The organism is Sphingomonas bacterium, assembly GCF_903643035.1.
Taxonomy (GTDB): Bacteria; Pseudomonadota; Alphaproteobacteria; order Sphingomonadales; family Sphingomonadaceae; genus Sphingomonas.
In genome coordinates this window covers 16,172-32,934 of record NZ_CAHJWW010000004.1, presented here as the reverse complement: position 1 = coordinate 32,934, position 16,763 = coordinate 16,172, and the positions used below count along the sequence as shown (strand labels likewise).

The 16,763-nt window shown below is 66.3% G+C and carries 19 protein-coding genes; 2 read left to right on the top strand and 17 right to left on the bottom strand.

Annotated elements, in window-relative coordinates; genetic code table 11:
- Positions 1-15: 15 nt before the first annotated feature.
- The 15 genes from HUV01_RS00780 to HUV01_RS00710 form a co-directional block, all read right to left on the bottom strand.
- Positions 16-330 carry a 50S ribosomal protein L23 gene (locus HUV01_RS00780; RefSeq protein WP_174296417.1) on the bottom strand — a complete coding sequence of 105 codons (315 nt, stop codon included), beginning with the start codon at positions 328-330 and terminating at the stop codon, positions 16-18.
- Positions 330-971: a 50S ribosomal protein L4 gene (rplD, locus tag HUV01_RS00775; RefSeq protein WP_174296416.1), complete on the bottom strand. Its 642-nt coding sequence runs from the start codon at positions 969-971 to the stop codon at positions 330-332. Before rplD ends, HUV01_RS00780 begins: the two co-directional genes overlap by 1 nt.
- 3 nt (positions 972-974) lie before the next feature.
- Entirely contained in the window at positions 975-1,835 is an 861-nt protein-coding gene (rplC, locus tag HUV01_RS00770; RefSeq protein WP_174296415.1) for a 50S ribosomal protein L3, read from the bottom strand.
- Positions 1,836-2,104: 269 nt separating this feature from the next.
- Entirely contained in the window at positions 2,105-2,413 is a 309-nt protein-coding gene (gene rpsJ, locus HUV01_RS00765; protein WP_174296414.1) for a 30S ribosomal protein S10, read from the bottom strand.
- Between the two features lie 202 nt (positions 2,414-2,615).
- On the bottom strand, positions 2,616-3,809 hold the full coding sequence (gene tuf, locus HUV01_RS00760; protein ID WP_174296413.1) for an elongation factor Tu: 1,194 nt from the start codon (positions 3,807-3,809) through the stop codon (positions 2,616-2,618).
- A gap of 80 nt (positions 3,810-3,889) precedes the next feature.
- Positions 3,890-5,965: an elongation factor G gene (fusA, locus tag HUV01_RS00755; RefSeq protein ID WP_174296412.1), complete on the bottom strand. Its 2,076-nt coding sequence runs from the start codon at positions 5,963-5,965 to the stop codon at positions 3,890-3,892.
- An 83-nt stretch (positions 5,966-6,048) separates the two neighbouring features.
- Positions 6,049-6,519 (bottom strand): 30S ribosomal protein S7, encoded by a 471-nt coding sequence (gene rpsG / locus HUV01_RS00750; RefSeq protein WP_174296411.1) that lies wholly within the window; start codon positions 6,517-6,519, stop codon positions 6,049-6,051.
- Between the two features lie 40 nt (positions 6,520-6,559).
- On the bottom strand, positions 6,560-6,931 hold the full coding sequence (rpsL, locus tag HUV01_RS00745; RefSeq protein WP_174296410.1) for a 30S ribosomal protein S12: 372 nt from the start codon (positions 6,929-6,931) through the stop codon (positions 6,560-6,562).
- A 272-nt stretch (positions 6,932-7,203) separates the two neighbouring features.
- Positions 7,204-7,548, bottom strand: a complete 345-nt coding sequence (locus tag HUV01_RS00740; protein ID WP_174296409.1) for a DUF3140 domain-containing protein — start codon at positions 7,546-7,548, stop codon at positions 7,204-7,206.
- A 50-nt stretch (positions 7,549-7,598) separates the two neighbouring features.
- Positions 7,599-9,041 (bottom strand): hypothetical protein, encoded by a 1,443-nt coding sequence (locus tag HUV01_RS00735; protein WP_174296408.1) that lies wholly within the window; start codon positions 9,039-9,041, stop codon positions 7,599-7,601.
- Positions 9,038-9,412 carry a ribose-phosphate pyrophosphokinase gene (locus tag HUV01_RS00730; protein ID WP_254606284.1) on the bottom strand — a complete coding sequence of 125 codons (375 nt, stop codon included), beginning with the start codon at positions 9,410-9,412 and terminating at the stop codon, positions 9,038-9,040. Before HUV01_RS00730 ends, HUV01_RS00735 begins: the two co-directional genes overlap by 4 nt.
- Positions 9,413-9,425: 13 nt before the next feature.
- Positions 9,426-10,820, bottom strand: a complete 1,395-nt coding sequence (gene lpdA, locus HUV01_RS00725; RefSeq protein WP_174296407.1) for a dihydrolipoyl dehydrogenase — start codon at positions 10,818-10,820, stop codon at positions 9,426-9,428.
- Between the two features lie 186 nt (positions 10,821-11,006).
- Entirely contained in the window at positions 11,007-11,360 is a 354-nt protein-coding gene (locus tag HUV01_RS00720) for an acyl-CoA thioesterase (RefSeq protein ID WP_174296422.1), read from the bottom strand.
- A 44-nt stretch (positions 11,361-11,404) separates the two neighbouring features.
- On the bottom strand, positions 11,405-11,644 hold the full coding sequence (locus HUV01_RS00715) for a hypothetical protein (protein WP_174296406.1): 240 nt from the start codon (positions 11,642-11,644) through the stop codon (positions 11,405-11,407).
- Between the two features lie 10 nt (positions 11,645-11,654).
- Positions 11,655-13,058 (bottom strand): pyruvate dehydrogenase complex dihydrolipoamide acetyltransferase, encoded by a 1,404-nt coding sequence (locus HUV01_RS00710; RefSeq protein ID WP_174296405.1) that lies wholly within the window; start codon positions 13,056-13,058, stop codon positions 11,655-11,657.
- Between the two features lie 112 nt (positions 13,059-13,170).
- Here HUV01_RS00710 and HUV01_RS00705 point away from each other — a divergent pair, with 112 nt between their 5' ends.
- A complete protein-coding gene (locus tag HUV01_RS00705; RefSeq protein ID WP_174296404.1) occupies positions 13,171-13,626 on the top strand; it encodes a universal stress protein in 456 nt (151 codons plus the stop codon).
- Between the two features lie 67 nt (positions 13,627-13,693).
- Positions 13,694-15,046 carry a M20/M25/M40 family metallo-hydrolase gene (locus HUV01_RS00700; protein WP_174296403.1) on the top strand — a complete coding sequence of 451 codons (1,353 nt, stop codon included), beginning with the start codon at positions 13,694-13,696 and terminating at the stop codon, positions 15,044-15,046.
- Here the strand turns inward: HUV01_RS00700 and HUV01_RS15000 are convergent.
- Both HUV01_RS15000 and HUV01_RS00690 read right to left on the bottom strand, forming a co-directional pair.
- The gene (locus HUV01_RS15000) at positions 15,034-16,152 is read right to left on the bottom strand and encodes an RcnB family protein (RefSeq protein ID WP_254606283.1); all 1,119 of its coding nucleotides are present in this window, start codon (positions 16,150-16,152) and stop codon (positions 15,034-15,036) included. The two genes, HUV01_RS00700 and HUV01_RS15000, sit on opposite strands and share 13 nt — an antisense overlap.
- A gap of 106 nt (positions 16,153-16,258) precedes the next feature.
- Positions 16,259-16,741, bottom strand: coding sequence for a GAF domain-containing protein (locus HUV01_RS00690; protein ID WP_174296402.1), 483 nt, complete (start codon positions 16,739-16,741; stop codon positions 16,259-16,261).
- Between the last annotated feature and the right edge of the window lie 22 nt (positions 16,742-16,763).

Genomic DNA, 16,763 nt, shown 5'->3' with positions numbered 1-16,763 from the left:
TGCTTCAGCGCCATGTCAGCTGATCCCCGTCGTCACGTCGATCGACTGGCCGTCGGCCAGCGTCACGATCGCCTTCTTCACGTCGGACTTGGTGTAGGGCGTGCCCTTCCACTTCTTGGTCTTGCCCTTCTGGACCAGCGTGTTCACGCCCGTCACCTTGACGTCGAACAGCGCCTCGACCGCCGCCTTGATCTGAGGCTTGGTCGCGTTGTTCGAGACCTTGAAGACGACCGCGTTCTGCTCGGATAGCAGGGTCGCCTTCTCCGTGATGTGCGGCGCGACGATCACGTCGTAGTGACGCACGTCCACCGTCTTGGCCGGCTTAGCCATTAGTTAACCCCTCCCGGGAGGGCGAAGCGCGCCTCCAGCTTCTCGACCGCGGCGCGGGTCAGCACCAGCGTGTCATGCTTCAGGATATCGTAGACGTTGGCACCGGCGGCCGGCAGCACGCTGATCTGGCGGAGGTTGCCGGCAGCAAGCACGAAGCTCGTCTCCACCGCGTCGCCGTCGATCACCAGCGCGGTCTTGCCGACCGGCAGGTTCGCCCAGTGACCCTTCAGCGCCTTGGCCTTGCCGCCCTCGACCGCTAGGCTGTCCATGACAACCAGCGTGCCCGCCTTGGCGTGGCTGCTCAGCGCCATCCGCAGACCCAGCGCGCGAACCTTCTTGTTGAGGCCCGGATTGAAGTCGCGGACGCGGGCGCCGTGCGCCTTGCCGCCACCGATGAAGACGGGCGCGCGCCGGTCGCCGTGACGCGCCGTGCCGCCGCCCTTCTGCCGGCCGAACTTCTTGCCGGTGCGCGCGACGTCGGCGCGCTCGCGAGTGCCGCGGGCGGTGCCGCGACGCTTCTCAAGCTGCCAGGTAACGACGCGGTGCAGGATGTCCGCGCGCGGATCGAGACCGAAGACCTCGTCGCTCAGCTCGATGTCGCCGCCGGCCTCGCCGGTGAACGATGTGGATGTCAGCTTCATGGATCAGCCCTCCTGACCGGTGCCGGGAACCGTGTCCGCCGGGGGCACGCTGCCCGGATCGGCGACGCCGGCACCGGCCGCGTCGGACGCCGCGGCACCGGCGGTGACATCCTCGGCGCTCGGATCGTGCGGCAAGTCGTGGACCGCGCCGGCCTCGACCTCGGCGACGTGCGGCGTCTCGTCCTGGGTCGGTACGCGGATCGCGGCAGGCAGCGGCGCATCGGCGTGGCGCGCGACCTTCACCGCATCCTTGACGAGCAGCCAGCCCCCCTTCGACCCGGGCACCGAGCCCTTGACGAAGATCAGCCCGCGCGCTGCGTCGGTCGACACGATTTCGAGATTCTGCTGAGTGCGGTTCTTGTCGCCCATATGGCCGGCCATCTTCTTGTTCTTGAAGACCTTGCCGGGATCCTGGCGCTGACCGGTCGAGCCGAGCGAGCGGTGCGACAGCGAAACGCCGTGCGTCGCGCGCAGACCGCCGAAATTCCACCGCTTCATGCCGCCGGCAAAGCCCTTGCCCTGCGTGCGGCCTTGGATATCGACCATCTGGCCGGCAACGAAATGCTCGGCCGAAATCTCGGCACCGACGTCGAGGAGGTTCTCCTGCGTCACGCGGAACTCGACCACGATCGCCTTGGGCTCGACCTCGGCCTTGCCGAAATGGCCGCGTTGCGGCTTGGCGACGTTCTTGGCCTTGGCGACTCCCGCGCCGAGCTGAACGGCGGTGTAGCCATCCACGTCCATCTCGCGGCGCGAGACAACCTGCAGCGAATCCAGTTGCAGGACGGTTACGGGCACGTGGCGACCGTCGTCCTGGAACAGGCGGGTCATGCCCATCTTCTTCGCGATCACGCCGGTGCGCATGATCCATCTCCTCACAGAGGCACCGCAGGGAAATCCCAAAGTGCGTGTCAGCCCGAAAGTACGAAGCGTGCCCCGTCCCGGGCTGGTCGCCCCCACGAGGGAGGGCGCGACGGGAGACGCTGTCCCGGCGGCAAGCCACCAGCGGTATCTCAAATGTACGACTTCCGCGAGACCCGCAGGTCAGTCGCGTGAGCAACGCCAGTACGCGAGGTCTTTGCTCTCGTCAACAGGCCACCCCCGCTTTCGTAGGGGCCGACGGCAAATCCGCCTCAGGCGAGTTTGATCTCGACATCGACGCCCGCCGCCAAGTCGAGCTTCATCAGCGCGTCAACCGTCTGCGGCGTCGGCTGGACTATATCGAGCAACCGCTTGTAGGTGCGCGTCTCGAACTGCTCGCGGCTCTTCTTGTCGATGTGCGGGCCGCGGTTGACGGTGAACTTGTCGATATGGGTCGGCAGCGGGATCGGCCCGCGGATCAGCGCGCCGGTGCGACGCGCGGTGTCAGCGATGTCGCCGGCGGCCTGGTCGAGCACGCGATGATCGAACGCCTTCAGGCGAATGCGGATATTGGTGTCCATGATCCCTACCGATGCGAATGACGACTCCGGCCCCCGCCCTTCCGCCCCGATTGGGAGAAGGCTCGTGCCGCAGGCGATCGGCCGGCGGGATGAGGCTCCGACAGGCCGGAGCGAGGAGAAAGAGCCGAGTGAACCCTACACTAAAAGGAAACGGCCGACCCCAGTTGCCCGGGATCGGCCGCTCCACTGGCTAAAGCCCTTATTACTTTGAAATGCCGCTGACAATCCCCGAACCGACGGTCCGGCCGCCCTCACGAATGGTGAAGCGCTGACCCACGTCCATCGCGATCGGCGCGATCAGCTTAATGCCCAGTGCAACATTATCGCCGGGCATCACCATTTCAGTACCCTCCGGCAGTTCGACCGTGCCGGTCACATCCGTCGTGCGGAAGTAGAACTGCGGGCGATAGTTGGCGAAGAATGGTGTATGACGACCACCCTCGTCCTTTGATAGCACGTACACTTCCGACGAGAAGTCGGTGTGCGGCTTGATCGAACCAGGCTTGCACAGCACCTGGCCACGCTCGACCTCTTCGCGACCGACGCCGCGGATCAATGCGCCGATGTTGTCACCCGCCTGACCTTGGTCGAGCAGCTTGCGGAACATCTCGACCCCGGTGACGACCGTCTTGCGCACCGCCGGATGAATGCCGACGATCTCGACTTCCTCACCGACCTTGACGACGCCCGTTTCGACACGGCCGGTAACAACCGTACCGCGACCCGAGATCGAGAACACGTCCTCAATCGGCATCATGAAAGGCTTGTCGAGCGGACGCTCTGGCTGCGGCAGGTATTCGTCCACCGCTTGCATCAGCTTGAGGACGGCATCATGACCGATCTCGGGCTGCTTGTCGTCGAGCGCGCACACCGCGGAACCCTGGATGATGGGAATATTATCACCATCGAAATCGTACTTGGACAACAATTCGCGGATCTCGAGCTCGACGAGCTCCAGGATCTCGGGATCGTCGACCAGATCGACCTTGTTCATGAATACGACCATCGTCGGCACACCAACCTGACGTGCGAGCAGGATGTGCTCGCGGGTCTGCGGCATCGGGCCATCGGTAGCGGACACGACCAAAATGGCACCATCCATCTGCGCGGCACCGGTAATCATGTTCTTCACGTAGTCGGCATGACCCGGACAATCGACGTGCGCATAGTGCCGCGCGGTCGTCTCATACTCGACGTGTGCGGTCGAGATGGTGATACCGCGCTCACGCTCCTCAGGAGCCTTGTCGATGTTTGCATAGCTGGTGAACGTAGCGCCACCCGTTTCCGCCAACACCTTCGTAATCGCGGCGGTCAACGACGTTTTGCCATGGTCGACGTGACCGATGGTACCGATGTTGAGATGCGGCTTCGTCCGCTCAAACTTTGCCTTTGCCATGATTTCCTTGCCTTGCTGCGTTGGGTTCCGGATTCGCTCGGAGCCGCGCCGGACGCGGCCCCATAACGGTGTCCGCAGGATTAAGCCAGCTTCGCCTTCACCTCGTCAGCGACATTCGCGGGCACCTCGTCGTAATGCGAGAACTGCATCGAGTAGCTCGCACGCCCCTGGGTGAATGAGCGAAGCTGGTTCACATAGCCGAACATGTTCGCCAGCGGCACCATCGCCTCGACAGTCTGCGCATTTCCGCGGCTGTCGGTGCCCTGTATCTGGCCGCGACGGCTATTCATGTCGCCGATGACATCGCCCAGATAATCCTCCGGGGTCACGACTTCGACCCGCATGATCGGCTCCAGCAACTTGATACCGGCCTTCTGCGCTGCCTCGCGCATCGCGCCACGCGCGCAAATCTCGAACGCCAACGCCGACGAGTCGACGTCATGGTAGGCGCCGTCATAGAGATGGACCTCGAAATCGATGATCGGAAACCCGATCAACGAGCCGGATTCTGCAGTTTCCTTGAACCCCTTCTCCACCGACGGGATATATTCGCGAGGAATATTGCCGCCCTTTACCTCGTCAAAGAACTGATAGCCCGTTCCGCGCTCCCCCGGGATCACCGTTGCCTTGATGCGACCAAACTGGCCCGAGCCGCCGGACTGCTTCTTGTGCGTATAATCGATGTCGACCTTTTTACCCAGATACTCGCGATACGCGACCTGCGGTGCGCCGACATTCGCCTCGACCTTGAACTCGCGCCTCATGCGATCAACGAGGATCTCGAGATGGAGTTCGCCCATCCCCTTAATGATCGTCTGGCCGCTTTCCGCGTCTGAAGTCACGCGAAACGACGGATCCTCGCGCGACAGGCGATTGAGAGCCACGCCCATCTTCTCCTGATCGGCCTTCGTCTTTGGTTCGACGGACAGCTCGATGACAGGCTCAGGAAATTCCATCCGCTCCAGGATGATCGGATCGCCGATCGCGCAAAGGGTATCGCCGGTCGTTGTGTCCTTCAGCCCTGCCAAGGCAACGATATCGCCGGCATAGGCCACCTGGATGTCCTCGCGGTCGTTGGCATGCATCAGCAGCATGCGACCGACCTTCTCCTTCTTGTCCTTAACTGAGTTCGTCACCTGCGACGACGTCTCGAGCTTGCCCGAATAGATGCGGGCGAACGTCAGCGTGCCGACGAACGGATCGTTCATGATCTTGAACGCCAGCGCGGAGAACGGCGCATTGTCTTCGGCCGGGCGAGTGTCAGGCGTTTCGCCATCCAACTTCAGCCCTTGGATGGCGGGAACGTCGAGCGGCGACGGCAGATAATCGACCACCGCGTCCAGCAAAGGCTGCACGCCTTTGTTCTTGAACGCCGAGCCACAGAGCACCGGCACGAACGAAAAGTTAAGCGTACCCTTGCGGATCAACGCCTTCAGCGTCGCACTATCGGGTTCGGAACCCTCCAGATACGCCTCCATAATGTCGTCGTCCTGCTCGACCGCCATCTCGATCAGCTCGGAACGCGCCGTCGCGGCGGTATCGACCAGTTCAGACGGGATATCCTGATACTCGAACTTCGCGCCTAAGCTCTCGTCGAGCCAGATGATCGCACGGTTCTCCACCAGATCGACCAAGCCCTTGAACCCGCCTTCGATGCCGATCGGAAGATACAGCACGGCCGGACGAGCTCCCAGCCGGTCCTTGATCATGCCGACACACATCTCGAAGTTCGCACCGGTTCGGTCGAGCTTGTTGACGAAGCACATGCGCGGAACCTTGTACTTCTCCGCCTGCCGCCACACCGTCTCTGACTGCGGCTCGACGCCCGCGACGCCGTCGAAGCACGCGACCGCGCCGTCGAGCACGCGCAGGCTGCGCTCGACCTCGATCGTGAAGTCAACGTGGCCAGGCGTGTCGATGATATTGATGCGGTGATCGTTCCAGAAACATGTCGTTGCAGCCGACGTAATCGTGATCCCGCGCTCCTGCTCCTGTTCCATCCAGTCCATCGTCGCGGTGCCCTCATGGACCTCGCCGATCTTATAGGACTTGCCGGTGTAATAGAGGATCCGCTCGGTCGTGGTCGTCTTGCCGGCGTCGATATGCGCCATGATGCCGATGTTGCGGTACATGCTGAGCGGATGGCTGCGGGCCATGATCGGAGCTTCCTTAGCGATGTGGGGAGCAGGCGACTGGCCGGCTCCCCACGATATAGGTCAAATCTGATGCGCTTCCAAGCCTACCAACGGTAGTGCGAGAACGCCCGGTTCGCCTCGGCCATGCGATGCGTATCCTCGCGCTTCTTCACCGCATTGCCGCGGTTGTTGGCTGCGTCCATCAGTTCGCCTGACAACCGCGCGGCCATCGTGTTCTCGCTGCGGTTGCGCGCCGAGGTGATAAGCCAGCGGATCGCAAGCGCCTGCGCCCGTTCGGGCCGCACTTCGACCGGCACCTGATAAGTCGCGCCGCCGACCCGGCGGCTGCGAACCTCAATACCCGGCTTGATGTTGTTCAGCGCGTCGTGGAACACGCCCAACGGATCGCGCTTGGCGCGCGTCTCTACCGTAGTCATCGCACCATAGACGATGAGCTCGGCCACGGATTTCTTACCGTCGTACATGACGGAGTTCATGAACTTGGAAAGGACAGTATCCCCATACTGGGGATCGGGCAGGATTTCCCGCTTTTCGGGACGACGACGACGGGCCATGGCGGCTTCCTTTCAAATCAGCTGGGAGTACGGGACGGTCTTACTTCGGCCGCTTCGCACCGTACTTCGACCTGGACTGCTTGCGGTTCTTCACGCCCTGCGTATCGAGCACGCCACGCAGGACATGATAGCGCACACCCGGCAGATCGCGTACGCGACCGCCCCGGATCAGCACCACCGAATGCTCCTGCAGATTGTGCCCCTCACCGGGGATGTAGCTGATGACCTCGCGCTGATTGGTCAGGCGAACCTTGGCTACCTTGCGCAGCGCCGAGTTCGGCTTCTTGGGTGTCGTCGTGTATACGCGGGTGCAGACGCCGCGCTTTTGCGGATTCTGTTCCATCGCAGGAACCTTGCTCTTGGCTTTCTGCGGGTCGCGGCCCTTGCGGACCAGCTGGTTGATCGTCGGCATTGAAGCCTTCACCTTTCAAAGGGTTACTTTGCTGGAGCCCAACAACTCGGAATACGAAAAGAGGCTCATAATCCGGCATCGCCGATCCAGGCCCCTCCACGCATCCAGCAATGTTCAAGCGCGTCCGATAGCTTCATTCGCCATCGGGTGCGGGTTGCCCTAGCCGCTACCCTCCTCCCGGTCAATCAGGAGGGTTCCAGCAGGAGGTTCGGTGGCGAGGCAAATCATACTCGGGCGATACATCTTTGCGACTTCGGCGCAAAGGACGGGCACTACTCGCAGGGATCATGCCCCCAGTTCATCAGCGAGTAGCGCCAACGGCTGTGTTCGACGTCCTGTGCCGGACCTCCCTCGGCTAGGTGGCGATGCACGTAGCCGACGACCTTGGCCATATGCGCATAATCGTCGTCACTCAGGTCTGCCTTCTTGCGATGCGCGATCTCGACGATCCGCTCTCCAGATTTATGTCCGACGCTTTCTCCCGAGCCATGGCCGTCCGTGCCTTTCCAGCCGACGGCGCGGCTCTCCTCGGTATCGAGCCACTTCGCCAAGGTCGCTGGCGACATGTTCACGGCTTCATGGAAAGCTCGGTACGTCTGGTCGTGATCGTCGGCCATGATTGTTCTCCTTGCCACCGCCAACGCAGGTTCGATCGGCTGAGTTGCGTTTACCAGACCAACATGCCCACGTAGCTCGGCGGCGGCGCGGGAAGCGACAGACGAGCGACCGCGGCCGCAGCGATGACGATCGTGAGCACGCCGCCACCGGTCAGCCAACGGTGCTGCTCGCCGACGCGTTTCCCGTCCATCAGCAACAGTACCGCAACCGCCGCCGCGATCATCGGCCAAAGGTGATAGCGAAGGTCCGATGCGATGCTCAGCACGACGAAACTGCCTTCGAGCGCCAGTGCTGACGTCGCAAGCGCGAGGGCGAGATCGCGCGCTGGATCGCGCAATCGTCGCAGAGCCACCAGCCAGGCAGTCGCGGCGACGACGATCCAGCCGACCGGCCACGCGGGCGGCGTGTCCACCAACCTGCCCGCCAGCCGCTGGAACCCGACTGTAAGCGGACCCGGCCCGGTGAGACCCAAGTCGTTGGACTCGCCGATGAAGGGTGGTGCCGCGCTCGGCAGAGCGGCTGGCACAAGCCAGCGGTCGGTCGAGTTGAGGTGCGCGAGGCGATGAGCGGCATAGACGAAGGGATGTGCCAGTATCGCGCGCAACAGTGTCATATACAACGTACCCGGTGGTACGTGCCGCAACGGTTCCACCACGCTATCGCAGCGCGCCGGCTCGCCGAGCGGGTCCCAGAAGAACGGCTTGACGCAGTGGCGGGCGATCAGCGTCGCCAAGGCCGCGCGGTCGAACATCGCATCGACGGAAGGCGCGATCGCTTCTGGCAGCCGGACCGCGATGCCGGCGAGGTCGTAGATCGCTTCCGTTCGCTCCACGCCGCTGCGGTTCGCGCGCAGCAGCCCGTGATTGATCGGCCCGGCGAGCGTCAGAACCGCCACGATCCCCGCCAGGGCCACGCCCAGACGCACGAGCGGTCGCCAGTCCCGAGGGAGCATCACCACCATCGGCACCACCGCGAACACCGCGTTGGCGCGCACCAGCACCGCATAGCCGAGCAGCGCCACGACTCCGCCCCAGACCGCCACCGGGATCTGCCGGTGACGCAATCGCCACCAGCCAGCCAGCCCCGCGGCGGCCAGCATCGCGCCAGTCAGCTGCGCGTCCTTCAGCACGACGGCCTGCCAGCCGAGAAACGGCGGCCATGCGGCGACCACCAGCAACGCCCAGCCTGCCCACCGCCGGCCGGTCGTCACCAGCGCACCGGCGAACAGTCCGAAACCCGTCCAATACGCCAGCATCTGAACCGCAAGCATTGGCCCCGTCCCGCCACCGAAGATCGCGTGCAGCACGGCCCAGAGCCGCGCCATCGCAGGCGGATGCCAGTCGTCGTACGTGTTCGATATCGCCTGACTATATTGCGCAACGCTGTCGTAGAGCGGGATGCCCGGCCAGAAGAACGCCAGCGAACCGGCATACAGCAGCGCCGCCGCTGCAAGCACCGGGGCAGCCGAACTCGTCGCCGGCACGTCAGTCATGCCGAGCCTTTCCAGTAAGCAAACGCTTCGCGTTGCAGGCGCGCGACCAGCGCGGCGGCGACCGGTCCGGTCCACGCGCCCCGATACCCAAGCGCCTCGGCGCGCGCGATCCACCAGCCCTGTCCCGGCAACCGGTCGCTCTCGCGCACCACCAGGACCGCGAGATCGGGCTCGCCGGCTCCGCGTCCCGCCCGGTCGATCGCGTCCATCGTCCGGCACAATGCTCGCATACGCGGCCGGGTGAACCGCACGCCAAGTCGCATCAGCAGCGCGGAGTAGCTGACCGCCTCGCCTTCGCACGCCGCTTCGATCAGCAACGTGCGCACGCCCGCCACGTCGGCGATGGCGACCCCCGCAAGGTCCGGGTCCACTGCCGAGTCACGATCAGATGTGGATCGCGCGTCCATAGGCGCCCAGCACGCTTTCGTGCATCATTTCGCTGAGCGTCGGGTGCGCGAACACCGTCTCCATCAGCTCGGCCTCCGTGCTCTCCAGCTGGCGCGCGATGACATAGCCTTGGATCAGCTCGGTCACCTCGGCGCCGATCATGTGGGCGCCCAGCAGCTCTCCGGTCTTCGCGTCGAACACCGTCTTCACGAAGCCGTTAGCCTCGCCGAGCGCGATCGCCTTGCCGTTGCCGATGAAGGGGAACTTGGCCGCGCGTACCTCATGCCCGGCCTCCTTCGCCTTGGCCTCCGTCAACCCGACGCTCGCGACCTGCGGGCGGCTGTAGGTGCAGCCGGGAATGTTCCACGTCTTGAAGGGGTGCGGGTCCTCGCCGGCGATCTTCTCGACGCAGACGATCCCCTCGTGACTTGCCTTGTGCGCCAGCCACGGCGCCCCCGTCACGTCGCCGATCGCGTAAATGCCCTCGGCGTTGGTGCGCCCGAACCCGTCGACCTTGATGTGCCCGCGCTCCGTCTCGACGCCCAGCGACTCCAGCCCGATCTCCTCGGTGTTGGGCACGATGCCGATCGCGACGATCGCGTGGCTGAACTGCTCGACCGAAACCTTGCCGTCCGCTCCCTTGATCGATGCCGTGACGCCGGTGGCGGAGGTGTCCAGCTTCTCCAGCCCGGTGGCGGTGCGGATCCTGATGCCGTCCTTGGTCAGGCGCTTGTCCATGAAGGCGCTGATCTCCTCGTCCTCCACCGGGAGGATGCGCGGCAGCATCTCCAGGATCGTCACCTCCGCACCCATGTCATGGTAGAAGCTGGCGAACTCGACGCCGATCGCACCCGATCCGATCACCAGCAACTTGGTCGGCATCTCGGGCGGGACCATCGCGTGGCGGTAGGTCCAGACGCGCTTCCCGTCCGCCTTGGCGAACGGCAGGTCGCGCGCGCGCGCGCCGGTGGCGACCATGACGTGCTTCGCGGCAAGCGCGACCGTGCGGTCGCCCTGCTTCACCGACAGCTTGCCGGGGCCGGCCAGCGCGCCGACGCCATCGTACACCTGAACCTTGTGCTTCTTCATCAGCCCCTTGACGCCGGCGTTGAGCTGCCCCGCCACCTTGCGGCTGCGGTCGACCACCTTGCCGAGGTCAAAGCTGATATTCTCCGCCTTCAGCCCGTAATCGGCGGCGTGGGTCATGTAGTGATAGATCTCGGACGTACGCAGCAGCGCCTTGGTCGGAATGCATCCCCAGTTGAGGCAGATGCCCCCCAGCCGCTCGCGCTCGACAATCGCCACCTTCAGCCCAAGCTGCGACGCCCGGATCGCCGAGACATAGCCGCCGGGTCCCGAACCGAGAATGATGAGGTCGAACGTGTCAGGCATTTAACCACTCCAGGGCCGCGGCCCGTTGATGTTCAGCATGGCGCCCATCGGTGGCGCGGGTCTCGGTGTGGTCCATGGCGGACACATCGAGGATGGCACGTCGAACGGAACCTCTCGTCGTCGCCCGTACGGGTGCCGGTGGGCCGTCTTCGCGCCCTTCGCGTGCCCGAGGTGCCGAGATGCCGATCATCCAGGCGCACCCACCCTGTCGCCCCCGACCGCCCGCGGTCTCCGCTGCTCGTCGATCGCGACAAACACGAAGCGCGCCTGCGTCACCCGGCATTGCTCCTCGACGTGCCGGCCGCGTCGCCATGCCTCGACCTCGATCGTCATCGACGTGCGGCCCACCGCCGTCAGCGTGGCATAGACGCTCACCTCGTCGCCGATCGCGACCGGCGCATGGAACTTCATGCCTTCGACCGCGATCGTCACCGCTCGTCCCTTGGAGTGTCGCGAGGCGAGCAGGCCCGCCGCCATGTCCATCTGGCTCATCAACCAGCCGCCGAAGATATCACCATAAGGATTGGCGTCTGCCGGCATGGTCGTGACGCGGATCGTCGGCGCGACCGTCGGCGGCTGCTCGATCACGCCAGGTCGCCCCGGCTAGAACTACGATCCTGCCGCCAAGCGCGGCGCAGCGGGCCGATGCCCATCGCCAGCACCACGAGCATCGTACCCCACCCCACTCCGCGCACCGTACCGCGCCCGACCGGGTACGACCATGCGCCAGCCGCGAACACCGCCGCCGTCACGGTCAGTCCGGCGGCGAGATGCAGCAACTCGGCAAGCGTGCGCAGACCCAACGGCTTGGACCACTCGCTCACGATCGCCCCCTCACGCGAGCATCGCCATCGGCGCCTCGACCAGCGCCTTGAACGCACGCATCAGCGCCGCGCCGTCGGCGCCGTCGATCGCCCGGTGATCGAAGCTGCCGGTCGCGGACATGATGGTCGCGATGCCCAGCGTATCGTCCTCCATCACCCATGGCCGCCGCTCGCCTGCGCCAACCGCCAGGATCATGCCTTGCGGCGGATTGATGACCGCGTCGAACTGCTTGATCCCGTACATGCCCATGTTGCTTATCGAGGCGGTGCCGCCCTGGTACTGCTCGGGTTTCAGCTTGCCGTCGCGGGCAAGCGCCGCCAGCTCCTTCACCTCGGTCGAGATCGCCGACAGCGACTTCTCGTTCGCACCCGTCACGACCGGAGTGATGAGGCCGGTGGGCGTCGACACCGCCACCGAGATGTCGGCACGGCTGAAGCTGACAAGCTGGTCGGGCGTGAACATGACGTTGCACGCCGGCACCTCGATCAGCGCCGCCGCCAGTGCCTTCACCATCAGATCGTTGACCGACAGCTTCACGCCGCGCTTCGCGAGCGAGGCGTTCAGCTCGGTACGCAGCGCCAACAGCGCATCGAGCTGGACATCGACCGTCAGATAGATGTGCGGCACCGTCTGCTTCGACTCCGTCAGCCGTCGCGCGATCGTCCTGCGTATGTTGCTGAGCTTGGCCGCCTGACGCGGGATGTCCGGCACAGCAGTGGGCGTTGAGGGCGGGATGGCGACAGGAGCCGGCGCGGCGACGGCCGGCGAAGTCGGCGCAGAAGCAGGGTCGGCCTGAGCAGGAGCGGCTTGAGCAGGAGCGGAAGCGACCGCGGGCCTGCCACGCTCGACATCCGCCTTCACCACCCGGCCGTTCGGACCCGACCCTGCGAGCGCCGCCAGGTCGATGCCCTTCTGCGCCGCGAGCCGGCGCGCGAGGGGGCTCGCGTTAACACGGCCCTCCTCACCGCCGGATACCGCCGCCGCGGGGCTGCTGGGACCGTCGACCTCGACAGGCGGCAAGCCATGGTCCTCCGCCGCACTCGCGTCACGGATGACGGGGGCGCCTTCATTGCCCTTGGCGTTGGGATCGGTCGGATCGGGACGGCCGCGGAACTCAGGGTCGGCGGGCTGCGGCGTCCCGCTCCTCGTCGGCTCCGACGAGGCATCCTCGCCCTCCATCGCCAGCGTCGCGATGACGGTGCCCACCTTCACGCCGTCGGTACCTTCGGCCACCGCAATGCTCGTGATCGTGCCCTCGTCGACCGCCTCGAACTCCATCGTCGCCTTGTCGGTTTCGATCTCGGCCAGCAGATCGCCGGACTTCACCTGATCACCAGCCTTTACCAGCCATTTGGCCAGCGTGCCCTCCTCCATCGTCGGCGACAGCGCCGGCATCCTGATCTCGATCGGCATTCAGAAACCTCCGGCGAACACCCGACGTCTCTCGCGCCCGCGCCCGCGCCGGTCAAGCCGGGCCTTGCGAGGGCGATGCGGTCGCGTCAGTAAGTTTTTAGGGAGTCTGCTCATGCGCATCTACCTGGTGGTGGTCGACGACAGTGCGGAAGCGCAGATCGCGCTGCGTTTCGCCGCGCGGCGGGCGGTGAAGACCGGCGGCGCGGTGGAGATCCTCGCCCTGATCGCGCCGACCGAACTCGTTCCTTGGAGCGGCGTGCAGGCGGCGATCGAGGATGAGGCGCACGAGCACGCCGAGCGACTGGTCGCCGCGGCGGCGGGCACCCTGCTGACCGAGTCGGGGCTGATCCCCGCCATCACCGTCCGCCACGGAGACGGCCCGCGCGTGATCCGCGAGATGATCGCCGCCAATCCGGCCATCGCCGCTCTGGTGCTGGGTGCCGCCGCCAGCGGCGCACCGGGTCCGCTTGTGGCGCATTTCGCGGGAGCGGACGCCGGCGCCCTGCCGGTGCCGATCATGATCGTCCCGGGCAGCCTTGATGCGGCGGCCATCGATCGGCTGAGCTGAAGACGTTCAGCTGCGGCCCCGGCGTTTGCGGCTTGAGCGCGCCGCCGCTCCCGGCCACATTGCGGCCATGCAGATCATCCCGCTACTCCCGCTCGCCCTGCTCGCTGCTCCTGCGTTCGCCGCGCCCGCGCAGGAGGTCCCAAGTCCCGAGCGGTTGAAGGCGACCGTTACCCGGCTGGTCGCGTTCGGCACGCGGCACACCGCCTCGTCGCGGACCGATCCGGTGCGCGGCATCGGTGCGGCACGCAACTGGACAGCGACCCAGTTTGCCGGGATCGGCAAGGCGTGCGGCGGCTGCCTGACGGTCGAGCGGATCGACCGTAAGTTCACGGGGCCTCGCGCGCCGGCGGGCGTGATCGTCGAGGACGTGCTGGGCATCCAGCGCGGATCGGACCCGGACCGCTACGTCATAGTCGGCGGCCACATCGATTCGATCGTCGGCGATGTCATGGATGCGAACGCAGATGCCCCGGGTGCGAACGACGACGCATCGGGCGTCGCGCTGGTGCTGGAAGCGGCGCGCCTCCTGTCGAAGCACAAGTTCAAGGCGACGATCGTGTACGCCGTCTTCTCGGGCGAGGAGCAGGGGCTATGGGGCGGCACCCTGCTGGCGGAGACCGCAAAGGCCCGCGGCTGGCACATCGATGCGATGCTGAACAACGACATCGTCGGCAGTTCGGTCGGCCAGGGCGGCGTGCGCGTGGCGGACAGGGTCCGTGTCTTCTCCGAAGGCGCGCGCGCGGACGAGAGCCTGACCGAGGCGATGACGCGGCGCGCGGAGGGTGGCGAGGACGACGGGTCGTCGCGCGCTCTCGCCAAGGCGATCGATCTGGTGGCGGAAGCGATACCGGGCGGGCTCGACGTGAAGGTGGAGCGCCGGCCGGACCGGTTCGGCCGCGGCGGCGACCATGAGGCGTTTCTCGCGCTTGGATCTCCGGCGGTACGCTTCACTGTCGCCGCCGAGAATTGGGACCGGCAGCACCAGTATGTGCGCACCGAGAACGGCCGCAGCTATGGCGACACGATCGAGGGCGTCGATTTCGACTATCTGTCCAAGGTGACCGCGATCAACATCGCGACGCTCGCGCGGCTGGCGGACGCGCCCGCCGCGCCGATGCGGGTCGGCCTGTCGGGCGCGCTTTCCCGAGACGTCACCGTATCGTGGCCGTCGGTCGCCGATGCGGTAGCCTACAAGGTCTATTGGCGCCCCAACGACACGGTCGCCTGGAGCGCCAGCCGTCCCGTCGCGGGCGCGACCAGCACCGTGCTGGCGGATACGCCGGTCGACGACAATTTCTTCGGCGTCGCGGCGGTCGCGGCGGACGGAGCGGAAAGCCTGGTCACCTTCGGCGGTCGCGCTCCCCCCGCTCCTCCGCGACCGGCGGCGGCGCCCACCCCTTCGCTGGCTCAGCGGCAGTAGCAGACCGGCCGGTGCCACACGGGCCTGCGGTACACCTTGCGTGTCGGCCGGCGCGTGTAGGTGACGCTGTCCTCGAACACTTCGGTCGTGGTCGTCACCACCGGAGCACTCGCCACCGTTACCGTCGTGACGGTGGCTGGCGGGTAGTAATAGCCGTTGACATAGGGGCCGCCGGCTATGCCACCGACGGTGCTGGTCGTCACCAGCGTGCCGCCGCCGCTCCGGATGACGGTGGGCGGCGCACGGTCGGCGCCGGGCGGCGGGTAGCCTGGTCCCGGCGCATAGCCCGGCGGCGGCGGCGGATAGTCCGCGCCCGGCCCACCTGCCTGCGGATAGTCACGACGATGTGCGCGGCGGTCGATCGCATAGCCCGCCAGCGCGCCGCCACCCACACCGATCAACGCACCGGCGACCTTGTCGTGACGGCCCGCGATCAGCCCGCCGGCGATCCCGCCGGCGGCGCCGCCGACGAGCGCCCCGCCGACGCCGTCGCTTCGGCGCGGCTGGGGATAGGAGCCGTCCGGCTGCAGGTAACTACCCTGCGGATAGGCATAGTCGGCCCCCGCGGTCGCCCGGTACTGGTCGACGTTCGCGTTATAGGTGTCCACCCGCCCGCCCTGCGCCTCGTCGAGGTCGTAACGCGGCCAGTCGATTCCGCCGATCGTGTCGTACACCGATCCTTGCGTGTCGATCAGCACCGCATCGTCGTAGTAGCGCGACCAGCTGTAGCCGACCGGCGGCTGGTACAGGCCGTAATCGCCCCAGTCGCCGATCCGGAAGCCGGAGGACATCCAGTAGCCGGGCAGGCCATAGCCGCGGTACGGCCGGCGATAGCTGCTCCAGCCGCCCGGCGCGCGCACCCCGCCGATCCAACGACCCTGATCGCGGCCGCCCCAGTGCCGGCCAACGGGACGGTCGTCCGGCCCAGGCTGCATACCGACCGGGCGCGACCGCGGATCGTAGCCCGTCGGGCCGGGCAGCGGGGCCGTCGCGCCGTCTGACATCGCGGAGGAGGCCATGTCGGGACCATGCACCACCATGCGCTGCCCGGCATCCGCCGTGCCGGCGCTGGCCAGCGCCGCCGTCGCGATCAGAACGGTCCGCATGTCGCCTTCACTCCCAGCTGGAACGGCGCGCCCGGGCCGCTTCGTTAACAGGTCCGTTACCATCGCGGCCCGGACATCGCCAGCAGGGGCGCTGTCCCGATTCGGATCAGCCGATCCGCGTCGCCAGCAACGCGGCGATCGCCTCGGCTCCCGCCGCATCGACCGCCCCGAAGCGGCCGGCCAGCGGGCTGTCGAGGTCGAGCACCGCGATCACCGCGTCATCCCGCACGATCGGCACCACCAGCTCGGACCGGCTCGCCGCATCGCAGGCGATGTGGCCGGGAAAGGCGTGGACGTCCGCCACGACCTGCGTCCGCCGGGTCGCCGCCGCCGTGCCGCACACGCCCCGGCCGACCGGGATGCGGATGCACGCGGCGCGGCCCTGGAACGGCCCCAACACCAGCCCGCCGCCGACCATCCGGTAGAAGCCGGCCCAGTTCAGGTCGGGCAACCATTCCCACAGCACCGCCGCCGCATTGGCCATGTTGGCGATCCCGTCCGGCTCGCCCGCGGTCAGTGCGTCGATCGCGGCGAGCAGCTCGCGGTATGATGTCTCCGGGTCCGTGGACTCGATACGGATGTCATGCATCGCGATCCGATAGGGCCGACTT